The following is a 17,423-nucleotide window of genomic DNA, read 5'->3' on the forward strand; positions in this document are numbered from 1 at the left end:
ATGTCAGTCATGCGAGGTTTTGATCCTCGGAGAATACAACCGGCTGGCTGAGGGTAAAATCGAGCGTATAATCCGATCTGTCCCTAGGGCGTTTCCTGTCGTCCGGCGCTTCATGCTGGGACAACTGGAGAGGCGAGTTTTCGAGATTGAGCGTTGAGATCGATCTCGGGAATGACCCGGAAAGTTGGGTGCGTACCGTGAAGCCAGACATTTCTTCTGCTTGCGAGCCGACGCGTCCCTTTATCGAGGATCACCTGATTGGCGCTGACGCAGCTGGCGATCGCTCGTACTGGATACACTCCGAAGAGCTTCTTTTTGCGGTCCGTCCCTCGCGTGGCGGGCGCTTCGTGTACGAGGCAATCAATCAGGCCTTCGAGGCTCTCCTTGGAATGTCGCGGCGGGAGATTCGGGAGCTGGACGTCTTCGACTGTCTTGCCAGGGAAGACGCCGAGGCTGTCTGTGAAATCCTCCAGGCATGTCTTGCGGAAGGAGCCGAGGCCAAAATCCATCACAGCCTGCTGCTCGGCGGTTTGCGGCGGGACGTCGAGACGACCGTCGTTCCGATCCTCCATCCCATGGCCGGCAATGTGGCCCGGTTGATTGGCGGCCATCGGTTGCTGCGCAAGGAAGGTCTCGACGATACGACAGAAGAGATTGCTTACCTTCACGGGGACGTCAGCCTGATGTCTATCCGGGAGGACATTCACCAGCGGATCGCTTCGGAGCTTCATGATTCGACCTGCCAGGAACTGGTTGCCGCAAGTCTTGGCCTGATGCGTATCCGCACCTGCCTCGATAACCCACGCGACGTCGAGCGGCTTTGCGACGGTATCGACGCGTCGATCGACGCGGCGCTCAGGGAAATCCGCTCCCTGACCTATCTGCTCCATCCCCAGGACCTGACGGCCCAGGGACTGAAGGCGACGATCGAACAATATGCCTTGGGTTTTGGTGCACGTACGTCGTTGCGCGTGAGCGCCAGGATTCTCGCCACCGTCGATCAACTGCCTTATGCGAGCCAACGCTCGGTGCTGCGGGTCATTCAGGAAGCGCTCACGAACATATTCCGCCATGCGAAGGCGACGGAGGTCAAAATCGTCATAGAGGCGATCGAGGGGCATTTCCGGCTGACGATCAGTGACAATGGACGTGGCTTTCCGGTCAATCAAGCAAAACGCGGCAATGGTGCGATATCGCTCGGCGTCGGCATTCCCGCCATGAGAGCGAGACTTAAGCAGCTTGGGGGCACGTTCGAGATCCGGTCGGATCCCGCGGCGCCGTACTCCGGCACGACGCTGTGCGCGGAGTTCCCGCATGGTCTCGTGATCAAGAGGCGCAATCGGCGGGCGCCACTGCAATCATGAGTGCCGCCACTTGACGACGGACGTCAGGGATCCCCGACGGCAGGCGTCTCTATCCGTCGGTTTCCAGGCGTTTGAGTTCCTTCCGCGTAAACGAGCTCTTGTCGCCGATAATCACGAAGCAGTCCGATCGGCCGACCGCGCGGCGCAAGCTCGACGTGCGTTCGACCGCAAGTCTGGTCCGGTATGCGTTCGGCAAGACTCGTCGACGCCTGATCGGGAGCGCCGACCTCTGGTACATCCGCCCGGGGATATCAGGGTTTTGTAGGATAACCCATTGAAGGGTAATCAGTATGATTGGCAAGCTTGACTGCTGGAAATCTCCATCGATTGCCCGATAGGTTCTGGGCCCGCATACGGGAACGACGCCGTGAAACGCATCGTGATTGCGGACGATCATGAAGTCGTACGTTCCGGGCTGCGAGCGATCGTTGAGACCCGCCCGGACTGGATCGTCAGCGGAGAGGCGACCAACGGCGAGCAGGCTGTGGCCGTAGCAGGCGAGACGCGTCCAGACGTCGTGATCGCCGACTATTCGATGCCGCTGATGAACGGACTCGAGGTCAGCCGCCGGCTCAAGTCGATGCACCTGCGCACCGAAGTGTTGATCCTGACGATGCACGAGAATGAGGAATTGCTGACCGAAGCCATTCTGGCTGGCGTTCGCGGCTTCCTTTTCAAGTCGGACGCAAGCAAGCACTTGATTTTGGCGATCGAGGCCTTGCTCGACGGTAGGCCTTACTTCACTGGCGTCCTGTTGGAGAAGCTGCTCCACGAATACCAGGCGGGCAAGGACAATACGTCCAACATGCTGCTCACCGCACGCGAGCAGGGCGTCGTCCAGCTCATCGCAGAGGGACACACCAACAAGTCGATCGGCGTCATCTTGAAGCTCAGCGTAAAGACCGTCGAGACCCATCGCGCGTCAGCGATGCGCAAGCTCAGAATGTCATCGACGGCTGAGCTGGTCCGCTACGCCATCCGCAGGAAGCTGGTCAGTCCTTGATGCGGCTTTCAATACTGGCAGCCGCGACGCTCGCGGATCAGCAACAGCACGTTCTCCTACTGGAAAAGCGGCGATTGCCGCTAGACCGGCAGCAGTGCTCCCGCGCCAAGCTGGCACGGCAGCGGCCGTTGAATCGCGGGTCCCAGGTTCGAGCTCTGGCGCGCCCGCCAATCCTCCAGCACCAGTTCGATCGGCATCGAGATGTAGCCGCCCGACGTGTTGGAGCACTGCTCAGGTCCCAGAGCGCGATGTCGAAGGCGGCGATGGCTTGGGTCGCGCGCGCAGACCGGCGGTCAGCATGAGCGATCGCAGCAGGTTCATCTTCATTTGCGGATCTCCTCAATCACCTAAATGAACTACGATCATCCCACCCTTGTCCGGGAGGCGGAGCCAAGCTCCTCCTGATCGATGGCAAGATGGTTCGGCGGCTTCGGGGCGCACTTCCCGCTTCGACTAGGCGAATTGTATGTCTTGAGGCAGGGGTTCGCCCGGTGTCGTCAATGTTGTGACCTGGCCAGGGTCAGCGGGGACGTTCGTTGCGCACATGGGCGCCCGGGTGCATTGACAGTGTCGGCACGGACTTTAATGTCTAGACATATATCCGGAGTCCCTCGCGATGCCACCGATCTATATCGCCTATCTCAATCGCCTCGACATCGAAGAGCTCAAGATCACCGACGACGAGATCCTCACCGCGATCGAGACGAGCTTGGCGGCACAGGGACGGGGCAATACCGTGATCGAGCCGCGTGTCCATCTCGAACCCGGTGTTGCCAATGGTCATTTCAACGTGCTTCGCGGGGCCATCAAGGCGCCGATCGACAGCGCCGGCGTGAAAATCGTCGGCGACTTCGTCGACAATTACAAGCTCGGGCTCCATTCGGAGCTTGGTGTCCTTGCCCTGTTCGATCCACGCACCGGTGCCCCCAAGGCGATCATGGATGCCAGTGGCATCACCGACATGCGGACCGGCGCGGTGACGGCGATCGGCGCGAAATATCTCGCGCGGAAGAGCTCCAGAATTCTCGGTCATATCGGCGCCCGCGGCACGGCCTATTGGAACGTGCGGCTGCTCAATCATCTTTTCGACTTCGACGAGATCCGGGTTCACTCTCGCCGCAAGGAGAGCCGTGACGACTTTGCCGAGCGACTAGGCCGCGATATCGGAAAGACCGTCGTCGCAACAGAGGATTGGCAGAGCTGCGTCGAGGGAGCGGACATCGTCGTCGAGGCCTCGCGGCTCGACAAGCCGACGCCGCTATTGAAGACGGAATGGATCAAGAAAGGGGCATTTGTCGTTCCGTATGGCACGATGAGCGCAATCGAACTCTCGCTGACGGACATCATGTCGAAGCTGGTGGTTGACGATTGGGGCCAGTGCAAGGGCGGCAAGTTCGGCAGCCTCCGCGCCCATGTTGAAGCTGGCAAGCTTTCGGAGACGACGCTCCATGGCGAGCTCGGCCAGATTGTCGCGGGCTTGAAGCCCGGCCGCGAGAGCGATGCCGAGACGAACTTGCTCTGGCATCGCGGCTTGTCGCTGTCGGATATCGCGCTCGGTCATGCAATGCTGGAGAAAGCTGAGCGTATCGGCGTGGGGCAGCGGCTGCGCTTCGCCTGACCGGAGGATAAGGTTCAATCGCATGCGATATGCCGCGAATGCGCGAATGTACTCGGTCAATCCGCAGGCGGCCGCAGCCTGGAAGGAGCTGTTCGGCTGGATCGCGCGCGAAAGCGGAGTCGATCTCGAAGTCGTCGATCACAATTTCCCGCTGCCCTTGGCGGAGCTGTGGGCCCGCAAGGATCTCGCCTGCACGTTCATGTGCGGATATCCATTCATGCTCACAGGGCAGCGTCAACGGCCTGTTGCCGCGCCGATCCCGGCAAATGCGCCGCGGAAGGGGCAGCCCGTCTATGCGACGCGGCTGGTCGTCCGTGCGGGATCTGATTTCCGGAGTCTCGAAGATACTTTCGGCGGCCGGCTCGGCTATACCGTTCCGGACTCGCATTCCGGTTACAACGCGTTGCGTCACCATCTGCTGCCGTACTACCGGGATCGGAAAGCGAGGTTATACGGCGACAGCGTCGGACCGCTGACCACGCCGCGGCGCGTGATCGATGCGCTGCTCGCCGACACGATCGATGTCGGTCCGTTGGATGGCTATGCGCTGGACCTGATGCTGCGTCACGACGAAAATCTCCGATCGCAGATCAGGATCATCGCGAGCACGGATCCCGCACCCGCTCCGCTTCTGGTGGCGGCGGCCGATTGTCCGGATGAAGCCGTCGCAAAATTGCAAAGTGCCCTTGCGCGGGTGGCCTCCGCTCCTGAATGCGCATCCCTCAGGGACCGGCTTTGCCTCGATGGTTTCGCGCAGGTCGGAGCCAGCGCGTACGAGTTGATGCTTCAGTGGGAGGAGGAGGCTCGTTCGGCCGGATATGCCGAGCCGGGTTGATGATCCTGTCAGCGTTCACTGTCATCCGGAACCGACCAACGATCCGGACGAAGGCAGGCGACAAAAGAACAATTTCGTTGCATCCACTGGCGGCGCATTGGGCAGTGTGACTAAGCATTTCGCTTTGTAGCCCCCTTATTGCGGAATTGATCGCCGGAGACGTGAACGACTATTGGCCGTTCGAGAGCCGCGGGACTAGTCTTCCTCCGCCAGTCGGACCGCGCGTTGTCGACATGCGCGGCTCTGGAGACGATATGCTCTACTACATAGTCCGCCGCCTGCTGATGTTGCCCCCGGTCATGTTAATCGTGGCCTTCATCGTCTTCGGCCTGCTCTATGTCACTCCGGGAGATCCTGCTGCGATGATCGCGGGGGATCAGGCGACTCCGGAGGAAGTCGAGCGGATCCGCGTATCGATGGGGCTCGACCAGCCGTTCTATATCCGGTTCGGCGTCTGGATATGGCAGCTCATGAACGGAGATCTCGGCACGTCGATCTTTGCCAATCAACCGGTCGTGCAGATGATCGGTCAACGCATAGGACCGACATTCTCACTGCTGACATTGAGCCTCGTCATTTCGGTGGCAATCGCCATTCCGGTGGGGGTGGTGGCAGCCTGGCGCAGGGGACACGCCATCGACCGGGTGATCACGTCGCTCACAGTGCTCGCCTTTTCCCTGCCGGTCTTCGTGGTCGGATATCTTCTTGCATTCTCGTTCTCGACGTCGCTCGGCTGGCTGCCCGCGCAAGGCTATGCTCCTCTTTCCGACGGCTTTGCCCCCTACATTTCGCATCTGATCCTTCCTTCGCTGACCCTTGGCCTGTCGTATGCCGCGATCCTGGCGAGGACCACGCGAGCGTCGATGCTTGACGTGTTGACGCAGGACTACGTGAGAACCGCCCTTGCGAAAGGGGCTGGGCCGCGCGTCATCCTGTACAAGCACGCGCTGCGAAATGCGTCCGTGCCGATCGTGACGGTCATCAGCATCGGGGTCGCAACGCTGATGGGCGGGTCCGTCATCACGGAGAGCGTGTTTTCGATTCCCGGCATCGGACGTCTCACGCTCGATGCCATCCTGCATCGCGACTACCCGGTCATCCAGGGTGTCGTCCTGCTCTTCAGCGCCAGTTACGTTGCGATCAACCTTGTCACCGATCTGGCATACACGGTTTTGGATCCGAGGATCCGATATTGAACACGCACGCATCTCCTTCCAGCATCGCGGCGTCGCTGCAGGCAGTCGAGCGACCGGCCTATCGGAACGCTTCTGACTCGAAGCTGTGGCGCGTCCTGAAGCGTCATCCCCAAATCGCCGTGGGCGTTCTGATCTTGCTCGTGGTCACGTTGATCGCCATTTTTGCGCCGCTCCTGGGGACGGTGGATCCGCGCGCCATCTCGGTGACCAAGAGGCTCCGGCCTCCATCGGCCGAATTCTGGTTTGGTACCGACGCTCTTGGGCGGGATCTCTATTCGCGCGTCGTCTATGGCGCGAGGATCTCTGTCGCCGTCAGCGTTTCATGTGCGTTCTTGTCGTGCGTCGGCGGTACGCTTGTCGGAATGGTCTCGGCGTCCGGGAAGTGGGCTGACTCCGTCGTGATGCGTGTCATGGATGGCTTCATGTCGATTCCCGCCATGCTTCTTGCCATCGCCCTCATGGCCGCCACGCGAGGTTCGGTGGGCACCGTCATTGTCGCGATTACGGTCGTGGAGATCCCGCGGGTCGCGCGGGTGATACGTGGCGTCATGCTCGCGCTCCGCGAGATGCCCTTCGTCGAAGCGGCCGTCGCAGCCGGTTCGACCACTCCCAAAATCATCATCCGGCATCTGCTTCCGGCAGTCGTGTCGCCGTTGACGGTTCAGGCGACGTTCGTTGCTTCGGCGGCGATTATCATCGAGGCGAGTCTTTCGTTCATAGGAGCCGGTACGCCGCCGACCATTCCATCGTGGGGCAACATCATGGCCGATGGAAAGGCGCTCTGGCAGGTCAAGCCGCACCTTGTGTTCATTCCGGCCGTGTTTCTGGGTGTGACAATATTGGGTGTGAACCTCTTGGGCGACGGACTAAGGGACGCGCTCGATCCGAGAATGGCAGAGCGGTCGTGAGCGTCATCCTGGAAGTTCACGACCTCGACGTCTCCTTCACCGCTCCTGCCGGAAGCGTTCGCGTCGTCCGCGGTGTGTCATTCTCCGTGGGAACAGCGGAAACAGTGGCAATCGTCGGGGAGTCCGGCTCGGGGAAGAGCGTAACGGCTCTATCGCTCATGCGGTTGCATGATCCGGATAAGACCAGGATCTCCGGAAGCGTGAAGTTCAAGGGGACCGAGCTTCTTGAGGTGCCCGAAATCCGGATGCGGTCGGTGCGTGGCAACGCAATTGGCATGATCTTTCAGGAGCCGATGAGCTCGCTCAACCCGCTGATGCAGATCGGCGACCAGATCGCCGAGGCGATTCTGTTGCATCGGGACAAATCCCGCACCGAGGCCAGACGCCGCGCTCTAGGGCTGTTGATTCAGGTCGGCATTGCCGACCCGGAACGCCGTATGCGGGAATATCCGCATCAGCTGTCTGGGGGAATGCGTCAACGCGTCATGATTGCCATGGCGCTGGCATGCGATCCCGAGGTCTTGATTGCGGATGAGCCGACGACCGCGCTCGATGTCACGGTACAGGCCCAGATCCTCGATCTGATGCGCGAGCTCAAGACACGGACCGGCTCGTCGATTGTCATCATCACGCACGATCTGGGTGTCGTGGCCGAATTGGCTGATCGGGTCGTGATCATGTACGCAGGGACAAAGGTCGAGGAGGGGACGACAGAGGAGATATTCTCGCGACCGGCGCACCCCTACACGATAGGGCTCCTGGGAGCCATTCCGAGCCTGACGCGAAACAGGAACGACGGACCACTCACGGAGATACCCGGCCAAGTGCCTCCGGCCAATCAGGCCAGAGTCGGTTGTTCCTTTGCGGCAAGATGCAGCTTTTCCTCGTCGATTTGCTTCGAGATCGAGCCCAAGCTGGAGCAGGTATCTTCGAGCCACGTAGCGGCATGCCATCACAAAAGCGAGGCGCTACTCGCATGAGCCAGTCTACGCTTCTCGAGGTCATTTCGCTCAAGAAGCATTTTCCGCGACCGCGTATCGGATTCGGACCTCGAGAGGTCGTGCGCGCGGTGGATGACGTCTCCTTTACTGTAGGGCGAGGCGAAACGCTTTCCATCGTGGGCGAAAGCGGCTGCGGCAAGTCGACCTTGGGCCGAACAGTCCTCGGCCTGACCCCGCCCAGTGCCGGAGCGGTGTGGTTTGACGGCTGGCGAATCGACGGCTTGGCGAAGCCGCAACTGAGGAAGATCAGGCGGCATTTCCAGGTCGTGTTTCAAGACCCGATGGCCAGCCTCAGTCCGCGCATGCGCGTGCGCGACATTCTGGCGGAGCCGCTCATCAATTTCGGCCTGGTGAAGGGCCGCAAAGCGGTTGACGAGCGTGTCGGAGAGCTGCTCGACATGGTGGGTTTACCGCGCGACTCCGCGATGCGGTTCGCGCACGAATTCTCCGGCGGGCAACGCCAACGGATATGCATTGCTCGAGCGCTGGCGCCCGAACCGAGCCTCGTGGTTTGCGACGAAGCGGTATCAGCTCTCGATGTCTCGGTTAAGGCGCAGATCGTCAATCTGCTGGTCAACCTGCAGGACCGGCTGAACTTGTCGCTGCTTTTCATCAGTCACGATCTCGCTATCGTTGGACATCTCACCCACCGCATCGCGGTGATGTATTTGGGTGTCATGGTTGAGGTCGGCGATCGCGACCTCGTTCTTGATCGTCCGCTGCACCCCTACACGCGGGCGCTGATCTCGTCGGTGCCCAAGACCAAGGGCGAAACGTCCAAGCGGATTGTTTTGGCAGGAGACGTACCAAGCCCCGTCAATCCGCCGGCGGGTTGCCGTTTTCATACCAGATGCCCAAAGGCCTTTGACCGTTGCAAGGTCGAGGAGCCCCGATTGCGGTCGGTCGGAAACCAGCGGAGGATGGTGGCCTGTCATTTGGACATCTCGGAGTAGGCGCTTCTTCAGGCTCGGCGAGCCAAACTGGCATGCATCTTGCTCGAACTGTTCGGCAGTTCCGGTGAGAACAGTTAAATGCCTGTAGCAGAACTCCGCGATCGGGCCTCCGGCATCAATCTCAGCCAGATCGAGACCTTCCTGGCATTGGTCGAAGAGGGAAGCGTTCCCCCCGCACTGCGGCGTTTGGGGTTGGGGCGTTCCTCGTTAAGTGCCCACATCAAGTCACTCAGCGACGAGCTTGCCCAACGACTGGTTGTTCGGCTTCAAAATGGCTTGGCTGTCACCCCTGCCGGACGCGAAGCCTACAGGCTTCTGCGTCCGTTCATGGAACATGCGGCCTATTGCCTTGCCTATTTTCGCAGCGGAGCGGAAGCCGCGCCCGAGCGTATCCCGGTAATTCTGCCCCAGGGTTATGCTGGCGCGATGTTCGATCAAGCGCTGACCCAGGTCGCAAGATCGGCCATGCAACGCGCGCGTTCGGTATGGCTTGCACCGACGTATGGCAGGTCAGGGCAAGCGGACAAGAACGGCTTGGTCATCGACTTCGGAGACAAGCGCGATCGTCAAGCAGGTGGCGTCAATGTCCATGTGATCCCCGACCGATGGGTACTCGTGCGCGCGGGACCAAACAAGGGTTGGCATCCACGCGACGTTCCTTTGTCCGAGTTGATGAACAACTCGTTCGCAGTGCCCGAGCTGCCCGATAGCCAGCTTGCACTCCTGCTTGCGGTCGCGGAGCGGACGCAGGCCCGCATCAATTGCCTCAGTCAGGAACCGCAGGAGATATTGGCAAAGGGCAGTCTCAGCCGGAATTTCAACTTCCTGATCCCGGCGGCGCAGTTGAACCCGGCCTTGGTCGCAGAACATTTCGAATGTGCTCTGCTTGAAAGAAGCGAATTCGATCCAACGATCGCGATTTCCGGTGAATACGGGAAGATTTTCGCGTGCGAGATACAGCAGCGTTATGAAGCGTTGCTTGCCACGTCGATTGTGCCCGAAGCGCTGCTTTTGGAGGACGATACCGAGCCGGAGCGTATTTCGCTCAAGCTGTGCCGCTCCTTCCTGGCGTTGTACGAAGAAGGCAACATGAGGCGTGCCTCGCAAAGGCTCTGCATCGTGCAGCCTGCCCTCACGGTGCAATTGCATGGGCTGGAGGAATTGCTCGATACGCCTTTGTTCGAGCGCTCCCATCGTGGTCTCGAGCCGAACGCCCGCGCCGACGTCCTTTACGGGCTTCTAGCTCCGCTTATGGCGGAATTTGAAGATGCAGTCCGAACACTTCGTGCGGGCGCGATCGGCGGTCGGTTGAGGCGTCTGCGCCTCGGCTTGATTCCCGCCCTCGATGCCGAGAGCGAAACGGCCGAATATTTCGCAAACGCGCTCAATCGCTGGTCCGAGCGTTATCCGGAGACGATCGTACAAGTGCTGGAAGCCTATTCTGCCAAGCTGCTCCAGTGGCTGTCGTCCGGGCGGATCGATTTCGCCTTGACCGATCGTGTGGTCGAGAACCCCGAAATGTCCTTCGATCTGATCGCGGAAGACGAAATGGCGGTCATTGTCGAGAGATCGAGCCAGCTCTTGCTACCGGGACCCGTCACGCTTGAGACCGCTTCCAAATTGCCGCTGGTCCTTCCGTCCAGCCGGCACGGGTTGCGTTCGATTATCGCGCAACCACTGCAAAAGGCGGGTCTGGACTTAAGTCCCAAGATCGAGGTGGATTCCATGGCCGCGGCCATCAGTTTGGTGAAGATCGGCCGCTACGCGACGATTCTACCCACGGGAGCCATCCACAAAAGCACCGACCGGCGGCGACTCTCCATTCACCCGATACGCGCACCGCGGATCCTGCGCAGCATCTGCCTGGTGCGGATGCGGAACGAGATACCGGACCCAGCCGCTCAGGAGTTCATCGAAGAGTTGCGAAACGCGTTTTCCTCGGCAGGAGAGCGCGCCGCGGTCGAGCTGGACGGCGGAGACGATGAGGTTGGCGTTTCGTCAAAGCTCATTGCCTGACAGCGGACTTCAGACGAGTCGCCAAGCGACCGGCAGCCGATCTAGGCTGAGGGCAGCACGGCGTCTGATCGGTTGAAACCCGGTCGAAAACGCTACGGCAATTACTATCGGCGGTTTCGGGAGATTGAATTATCGGCTGCCCGGCGTTCGTGGTTCCGTGCCATCACGATTTGACCATCGGCACAATCGGAACGCAGGAGTCGTCATGAGCATGTTTCACCTGGGCTGGTTCTTGGGGCCAGGCATCACGGTCCAAGGCTGGAATACGCCCAACTACGCTGCGAGCTACGACTGGACGCAGCCTGACATCTATCAGGATGCGGCGAAAGCGCTCGAACGTGCCTGCTTCGATTTCCTGATCCTGGAGGACACGAGCGCCGTCCCCTATGCCTACAAAGGCTCGATGGATTTCTACCTCAAGAACGCGACCATGACGCCGAAGCTCGATCCGGCGGTTCTGACGCCTTACATTCTCGCGGTGACCAAGCGTCTCGGTGTCGCGCTGACCTTGACCACGACGTTCTATCCGCCCTGGATCCTCGCGCGGCAAATGGCAACGCTCGATCACTACTCGAAGGGGCGGATCGGCTGGAACATCGTGACTGCGACCAGCGATGCGGCCGCGCAGAATTTCGGGTACGCCAAGCAGTTCGAACACGACCAGCGCTACGACATGGCGGACGAATACATCGATCTCGCGGCGCAGCTCTGGGAGGCCTGGGATGCCGACGCCGTGCGCATGGATGTCGAAAACAAGACGTTCATCGATCCGTCGAAGGTGAAAGCGATCAACTTCGAAGGGAAGTACTACAAGTCGCGCGGGCCCCTGAACGTACCGCGCTCGCCGCAGACGAAGCCACTATACGTCGCGCCGGGTGGATCGCCGCGCGGCCGGAAGTTCAGCGGACGCAATGCCGAGGTTGTCCTCGCCGGCGGCGAGTCCATTGCCGAAATGAAGGAATACCGCGCCGAGGTTCGGGCGCATGCCAAGACCTACGGCCGCGACCCGGACAAGATCAAGACGATGTTCATCGCTGGCGTGTTCGTCGCCAGGGACAAGAAGATGGCCGAGGAGATCAAGGAGAACCTGCCGAAGATAAGGCAACAGCGCTTCGAAGCTCATTTGGCGTCGCTTTCCTTCCTGTCGGGCATCGACTTTTCGAAGTTCGACCTCGACATGCCGCTTCCCGAAATCAAGACCAATGGCATGCAGACGATGCTGCGCATGTTCAAGGACGCGGGACCGAAAGCGACCCTGCGTGACATCGGCATGCGGCCGCCCGGCTGGGAGTTGATCGGAACTCCGGACGAGATCGCGTCCGTCATGAAGGAATCGATGGAGGAAATCGGTGGTGACGGCTTCCTGATCACTGGACCGGTTACGCCGCGCTACATCGATACCGTGGTCGACGAACTCGTTCCCGTCCTGCAAAGGCGCGGCCTGACCCGGAAGGATTACAGCCATCAGCATCTGAGGGACAACGTGATGGCCTTCTAGGCCGGAAACGTTCGGCTGGACCAGGAGTGACTCGTGAACAAGCACGACGACATCGCGCTCATGAGCGGCGAAATCTTCAAGTCGCTCATGCGCAACATTGCTTCCAGCGTCGCGGTTATCTCGACGAGCAGCGAGGGGCGTCTGCATGGGATGACGGCAACGGCGGTTTGCAGCGTGAGTGCCGATCCGGCGACGATTCTCATCGTCGTGAACCGATCGACGCGCAGTCATCCGATCATAGCGACGACGAAGCAGTTCACGGTCAACATCCTCGCCGAAGATCAGCAGGCGATCAGCGGCCTTTTCGCGTCGAAGCAGGATAATCCCTTTTCAGCCGTCGAGTATCGGATGGGCCTCAATGGCAATCCGATCATCGTTGGAGCGGCGGCGCATCTCGAATGTTCCACCTACTACGAGCTGGACGTCGGAACGCATACGATTTTCGTCGGGCATGTGACCAGTGGCGATGTGTCGACCGTGCCGCCCCTCGTTTATCACGAAGGCCAATACAAGTCCCTCTCGCCTCGAAAGGCTGAACGAGAGGTGGCGCCGATGTTCCTGGACCGTTGGTCGCCCAGGGCCTTCTCGCCGAGCGAGATCGATGACGAAACTCTGATGTCGTTGTTCGAGGCGGCGAGGTGGGCGCCATCCTCGATGAACGCGCAGCCCTGGCGCTTTATCTATGTCAGGCGCGGGCAGCCGAAATGGCAGCCATTTCTCGAAACCCTCTCGAACACGAACCGATCCTGGTCGGTGCACGCGGCCGCGCTCATCGCGTTCGTGTCGAAGAAAACCTTGCAGTTCGACGGAAAGGAATTCCCGTCACCGACGCACAGCTTCGACACAGGTGCGGCCTGGATGAGCTTTGCGCTCCAGGCGAGCCTGTCGGATTGGTACACGCACGGGATGGCGGGCTTCAACGCCGAGAAGCTCTCGCGCGAGCTCGAGGTCCCGGAGGATTTCGTCATCAATGCCGTCGCTGCGATCGGCAGGCTCGGCGACAGCTCCTCACTGCCCGATCACCTCAAGGCGAGGGAAATCCCCAGCGAACGGAAGGCGCTTTCGGAGCTCGTCTTTAGCGGGACTTTTGGTGGAGCATGAGTGGCGAGGCGATCACGCGGCCGCGGGCATCATCTCGTGCCGCTTCAGCAGCAATGCTGCCGTCGGTCGGATTGGGGACGAGGCTGCTGCTTGGTGATCAGTGCGCCAATGTCGTGCACACGGCTATCGACATCGGATACCGCTATGTGGACACGTCCCCGAGTTACGGGAACGAAGATGCGGTGGGCCGGGGAGTGCGCCTCTCGGGGATCGATCGCCACGACATGTTCGTGACCACGAAGGTCGAACGCGACGATCTTCGTCCCGAGCGCCTGCTCAATTCGGTGCAGCGAAGTATCGATGTTCTTGGCCTCGGTTGGATCGATTTGCTGCTCATCCACTGGCCGAACGCCGAAGTGCCGTTCTCGGAGACATTTTCGGCGATGCGCGCGCTTCAGCAGTCGGGCGTCGTATCGCATGTGGGCGTCGCCAACTTCCCGATCGCGATGCTCGACGAGGCCATGGCCGCCGCCAATCAGGCAGGCACGGAGCTGTTCGCGAACCAGATCGAGGTTCATCCCTCTCTTCCGCAACCACGCCTCGTCTCCGCATGTATCGCGAGAGGAGTGCGGCCGATCGCCTACTCGCCGATGGGCCGAGAAGATCTTGGCCACGCTGCGGTTCTAGGCGTCGCCGGTCGTATTGGGCGGACGCCGGCGCAGGTCATACTCCGCTGGCACATTCAGAGAGCCGTTCTGCCGGCGCCAATCCCGGACACGGGCGAGCCGCGGCAAATCGCCTCCCAGTTCGACCTGTTTGATTTCGAGCTCTCCGAGGACGACATGGCGGTGCTGAGCGCGGTCGGTCCAGAGAAGCGGTATTTCTCGCCTGCATGGGCTCCAGCATGGGATCCGCAGGACTGAAGCAGTCAGCAGAATGGCGAACAAGGAGGCGATAGATGCGTCGACGAGATTTTCTCAAAGGCATGGCCGCGAGCACGCTGCCGTTGCCTGCTTTCGCCCAGGCCAAAACCACCACCCTGAGGATCATCAAGGGTCAGAACCTCGGAAGCGTCGATCCGATCTGGACCACGGCGGCCGCCACGCAGGATTTCGGCTTCATGGTGTTCGACACCATCGTTGGCGCGGACGCCGACTTCGCGCCGAAGCCGCAGATGGCCGAAGGATGGACGATCGAGGATGGCGACAAGACCTATGTCTTCAAGCTTCGCGAGGGACTTAAATTCCATAATGGCGAACCGGTCAGGTCCGTCGATTGCATCGCTTCGATGCGGCGTTGGTGGACGCGGGATGTCGCCGGACAGATGGTCGCTGCCGTCACGGATTCCGTGGATGTCATCGACGATCGTACGTTCAGGATGCGATTGAAGTCGCCCTTCCCCTTGCTTCTCGACGCCCTGGGCAAGCTGAGCCCGGCGAGCTGCATCATTATGCCTGAGAGCATCGCGAAGACGGATCCGTTCAAGCAGATCCCCGAAGCCATCGGCAGCGGTCCCTTCAAGTTCCTTACGAGCGAGTGGGTGCCTGGGCACAAGGCGTCCTTCGCGAAGTTCGCCGATTATATTCCTCGATCGGAACCCTTCAGCGGACTTGCCGGCAACCATGCCGCGGCCGTCGACCGGGTCGAGTGGTCGTTCATCGGCGATGCCGCGACGGCAGCGGCTGCCATGCAGTCGGGCGAGCAGGACTATTGGGACGGTCTGCCGGTCGATCTCGTGCCGCTCATGAAAGATAATCAAAACCTCGTTGTCGGACCGAGAAGTCTGAGCGCCACGAACTACACGTTCGTCATGAACCATCTCCAGGCGCCATTCAACAACCCGGCGATCCGCCAAGCTGTTGCGATGGCGATTGACCAGGGCGAATATCTGACAGCCGCGACGGCCGGCCTTCCCGAAAATGGCGGGGCTTGTCCAAGCTTCTATACCTGCAACTCGCCATACGCGAGCGAGGTGGGTTCCGCCGTGCTGAAGGAAAAAAATATCGAAAAGGCGAAGGCGGCTCTGAAGGCGGCCGGCTATGCCGGCGAGAAGGTCGTGTTCATCGGAGCGAGTGAGCCACCCGCGCTGGCGGCGATTGCTCAGGTCTCGGACGATCTTCTCAGGCGCATCGGTTTCAACGTCGAGTTCGTGACGACCGATTTTGCCGGAATGATCCAACGCCGCGTCAACAAGGGGCCGGTCGACAAGGGAGGATGGAGTGCTTTCAACAGCACCTATGGCGCTGTCGATCTTCGCAATCCGTCGGTCAACTCGCTGCTTCGCGGGGCGGGAGAGCAATCCTGGTTTGGCTGGCCGACCAATCCGCGACTTGAGGAACTCCGTAACCAGTGGTTCCTCCTGACGAATATGGAAGAGAGGGTCAAGGTTGCCCACGAGATCCAGATCGAGGCCTTCAAGACGCTTCCGTATATTCCGATTTGCTACTCGTATCCGCCGATTGCCTATAGCAAAAAACTGACGGGCGTTACGCGGCAGCCGATCAATTCGTTCTGGGGGATTGGAAAGCAGTCCTGAGACGCACGACCCTCGCGCGATAAAGCCGACGTATCAAGAAAGGTGTGTTCATGAGCGACTTCGATCTCGTTCTTACCGGGCAGGTGGTGCGAACCGACAGGGTGATAGAAAACGGCTATGTCGCCATCCGGGACGAGACCGTCGAACTGATAGGAAGCGGCGAACCTCCGGCTGCGCGCGAACGCCAGGATTTTGGAAAGTCTTACGTGCTCCCGGGGGCCATCGACGCTCAGGTCCATTCCAAATCGCAACTCGGGCAGGAGGATTTCATCTGGTCGACCCGTGCGGCAGCGGCCGGCGGCGTCACCACCGTCGTCGATATGCCTTACGATGCCGGCTTCCTCGTGTGTACCGGCGATCGGGTCAGGCAAAAGATCAAGGAGGCGGGTGAGCAGACACGCGTGGACTTCGCGCTCTATGGAACGATTGATCCCGCGGATGGCCCGCGGCATATCGCGGGCATGGTCGAAGCCGGCGTCTCGGCGTTCAAGTTTTCAACCTTCAACACGGATTCGAAGCGCTTCCCGCGCATCCCCCCGCAGGATCTTTATGCCTGCTTCACGGAAATCGGCAGGTTCGGTCTGGCTGCGGGCGTCCACAACGAAAACGACGAGATGGTGCGCGCCGCAATGGCCAGCGTCGAGGCCAGCGGAATCACTGACTATCGCGCGCACGCACTATCGAGGCCGCCGGTCACCGAAACGCTCGCGATGGCCGAGGTGTATGAACTTGGTGCGCAATCCGGATGTTCGACCCATGTCGTCCATTGCTCCGTAGGACGTGGATATGATCTGTGTGAGGGTTACCGCCAGCAGGGCTTCGATACCACCGTCGAGGCATGCATCCACTATCTGACGCTCGATGAAGAGAACGACGTCGCGCGGTTGGGTGGCAAGGCCAAAATCAATCCTCCGGTCAGGCCGCGAGCTGAGGTCGAATCTCTCTGGCAACATCTTGCGGCGGGTCACGTGACGGTCGTCTCGACCGATCACGTGAGCTGGTCGGAGAACCGGAAGGCTGATCCGGTCATGTTGAAGAACTCGTCGGGCGTCCCCGGCCTCGAGGTGCTCTATCCGTTGCTCGTCAAGGGGCTCGTTGAACGTCGCCTCGACATTTCCCTTGCCGCTCGCCTGCTTGCGGCCAATCCGGCCCGCCTTTTCAGGTTTGGACATCGAAAGGGAGCGCTTGAGCGGGGACGCGACGCCGACGTTGTGGTTATGGCGCATGCACCGCATCGGTATGACCCGGAAGAATCCGGCCACAACTTTGTCACGTGGAGCCCGTACGCAGGCATCGAGCTGCCCTACCGACCGGTCGCAACTTATCTCCGCGGCAAGCTGGTGTTCGATGGCAAGGATGTGCTGGCAGAGCCAGGCTCGGGCGCCTTCGTTCGGCCGCCGGCTCTTCGCCCCTCGCTCGCAAGGAACGAATCGGTAGCCGCCTGAGAAAGGCAG

14 protein-coding genes are annotated in these 17,423 nt (G+C 60.5%); all 14 read left to right on the top strand.

Annotation, left to right across the window (positions count from 1 at the left end; genetic code table 11):
- Positions 1 to 146: 146 nt before the first annotated feature.
- The 14 genes from IC761_RS07095 to ertD all read left to right on the top strand — a co-directional run bounded on the left by IC761_RS07095 (position 147) and on the right by ertD (position 17,414).
- The gene (locus tag IC761_RS07095) at positions 147 to 1,364 is read left to right on the top strand and encodes a sensor histidine kinase (RefSeq protein ID WP_246791455.1); all 1,218 of its coding nucleotides are present in this window, start codon (positions 147 to 149) and stop codon (positions 1,362 to 1,364) included.
- A 367-nt stretch (positions 1,365 to 1,731) separates the two neighbouring features.
- Positions 1,732 to 2,367 (top strand): response regulator transcription factor, encoded by a 636-nt coding sequence (locus IC761_RS07100; protein WP_195802550.1) that lies wholly within the window; start codon positions 1,732 to 1,734, stop codon positions 2,365 to 2,367.
- A 616-nt stretch (positions 2,368 to 2,983) separates the two neighbouring features.
- Positions 2,984 to 3,985, top strand: coding sequence for an ornithine cyclodeaminase family protein (locus IC761_RS07105; RefSeq protein WP_195802551.1), 1,002 nt, complete (start codon positions 2,984 to 2,986; stop codon positions 3,983 to 3,985).
- A 22-nt stretch (positions 3,986 to 4,007) separates the two neighbouring features.
- Positions 4,008 to 4,820 (top strand): phosphate/phosphite/phosphonate ABC transporter substrate-binding protein, encoded by an 813-nt coding sequence (locus IC761_RS07110; RefSeq protein ID WP_195802552.1) that lies wholly within the window; start codon positions 4,008 to 4,010, stop codon positions 4,818 to 4,820.
- Positions 4,821 to 5,074: 254 nt separating this feature from the next.
- Positions 5,075 to 6,016: an ABC transporter permease gene (locus IC761_RS07115; protein ID WP_195802553.1), complete on the top strand. Its 942-nt coding sequence runs from the start codon at positions 5,075 to 5,077 to the stop codon at positions 6,014 to 6,016.
- 35 nt (positions 6,017 to 6,051) lie between these two features.
- The gene (locus tag IC761_RS07120; RefSeq protein ID WP_246791552.1) at positions 6,052 to 6,924 is read left to right on the top strand and encodes an ABC transporter permease; all 873 of its coding nucleotides are present in this window, start codon (positions 6,052 to 6,054) and stop codon (positions 6,922 to 6,924) included.
- Positions 6,921 to 7,904, top strand: a complete 984-nt coding sequence (locus IC761_RS07125; protein WP_195802554.1) for an ABC transporter ATP-binding protein — start codon at positions 6,921 to 6,923, stop codon at positions 7,902 to 7,904. Before IC761_RS07120 ends, IC761_RS07125 begins: the two co-directional genes overlap by 4 nt.
- Positions 7,901 to 8,878 carry an ABC transporter ATP-binding protein gene (locus IC761_RS07130; protein ID WP_195802555.1) on the top strand — a complete coding sequence of 326 codons (978 nt, stop codon included), beginning with the start codon at positions 7,901 to 7,903 and terminating at the stop codon, positions 8,876 to 8,878. Before IC761_RS07125 ends, IC761_RS07130 begins: the two co-directional genes overlap by 4 nt.
- 78 nt (positions 8,879 to 8,956) lie before the next feature.
- A complete protein-coding gene (locus tag IC761_RS07135; RefSeq protein ID WP_195802556.1) occupies positions 8,957 to 10,894 on the top strand; it encodes a LysR family transcriptional regulator in 1,938 nt (645 codons plus the stop codon).
- Positions 10,895 to 11,099: 205 nt separating this feature from the next.
- Positions 11,100 to 12,392 carry an NtaA/DmoA family FMN-dependent monooxygenase gene (locus IC761_RS07140; protein ID WP_195802557.1) on the top strand — a complete coding sequence of 431 codons (1,293 nt, stop codon included), beginning with the start codon at positions 11,100 to 11,102 and terminating at the stop codon, positions 12,390 to 12,392.
- A 33-nt stretch (positions 12,393 to 12,425) separates the two neighbouring features.
- Positions 12,426 to 13,493 carry a flavin reductase gene (locus tag IC761_RS07145; protein WP_195802558.1) on the top strand — a complete coding sequence of 356 codons (1,068 nt, stop codon included), beginning with the start codon at positions 12,426 to 12,428 and terminating at the stop codon, positions 13,491 to 13,493.
- Entirely contained in the window at positions 13,490 to 14,356 is an 867-nt protein-coding gene (locus IC761_RS07150) for an aldo/keto reductase (RefSeq protein ID WP_195802559.1), read from the top strand. The genes IC761_RS07145 and IC761_RS07150 overlap by 4 nt, the downstream gene beginning before the upstream one ends.
- 35 nt (positions 14,357 to 14,391) lie before the next feature.
- Complete coding sequence (locus IC761_RS07155) at positions 14,392 to 15,969, top strand: ABC transporter substrate-binding protein (protein WP_195802560.1); 1,578 nt, start codon at positions 14,392 to 14,394, stop codon at positions 15,967 to 15,969.
- A gap of 50 nt (positions 15,970 to 16,019) precedes the next feature.
- Positions 16,020 to 17,414 (top strand): hydantoin-5-propionate amidohydrolase, encoded by a 1,395-nt coding sequence (ertD, locus tag IC761_RS07160; RefSeq protein WP_195802561.1) that lies wholly within the window; start codon positions 16,020 to 16,022, stop codon positions 17,412 to 17,414.
- The last annotated feature ends 9 nt before the right edge of the window (positions 17,415 to 17,423 follow it).

It is taken from the genome of Bradyrhizobium commune, assembly GCF_015624505.1.
Classification (GTDB): domain Bacteria; phylum Pseudomonadota; class Alphaproteobacteria; order Rhizobiales; family Xanthobacteraceae; genus Bradyrhizobium; species Bradyrhizobium commune.

Coding starts and splice junctions, on each gene's coding strand:
- IC761_RS07105 (WP_195802551.1), top strand. CDS start 2,984: ATGCCACCGATCTATATCGCCTATCTCAATCGCCTCGACATCGAAGAG.
- IC761_RS07110 (WP_195802552.1), top strand. CDS start 4,008: ATGCGATATGCCGCGAATGCGCGAATGTACTCGGTCAATCCGCAGGCG.
- IC761_RS07115 (WP_195802553.1), top strand. CDS start 5,075: ATGCTCTACTACATAGTCCGCCGCCTGCTGATGTTGCCCCCGGTCATG.
- IC761_RS07130 (WP_195802555.1), top strand. CDS start 7,901: ATGAGCCAGTCTACGCTTCTCGAGGTCATTTCGCTCAAGAAGCATTTT.
- IC761_RS07135 (WP_195802556.1), top strand. CDS start 8,957: ATGCCTGTAGCAGAACTCCGCGATCGGGCCTCCGGCATCAATCTCAGC.
- IC761_RS07140 (WP_195802557.1), top strand. CDS start 11,100: ATGAGCATGTTTCACCTGGGCTGGTTCTTGGGGCCAGGCATCACGGTC.
- IC761_RS07150 (WP_195802559.1), top strand. CDS start 13,490: ATGAGTGGCGAGGCGATCACGCGGCCGCGGGCATCATCTCGTGCCGCT.
- IC761_RS07155 (WP_195802560.1), top strand. CDS start 14,392: ATGCGTCGACGAGATTTTCTCAAAGGCATGGCCGCGAGCACGCTGCCG.
- ertD (WP_195802561.1), top strand. CDS start 16,020: ATGAGCGACTTCGATCTCGTTCTTACCGGGCAGGTGGTGCGAACCGAC.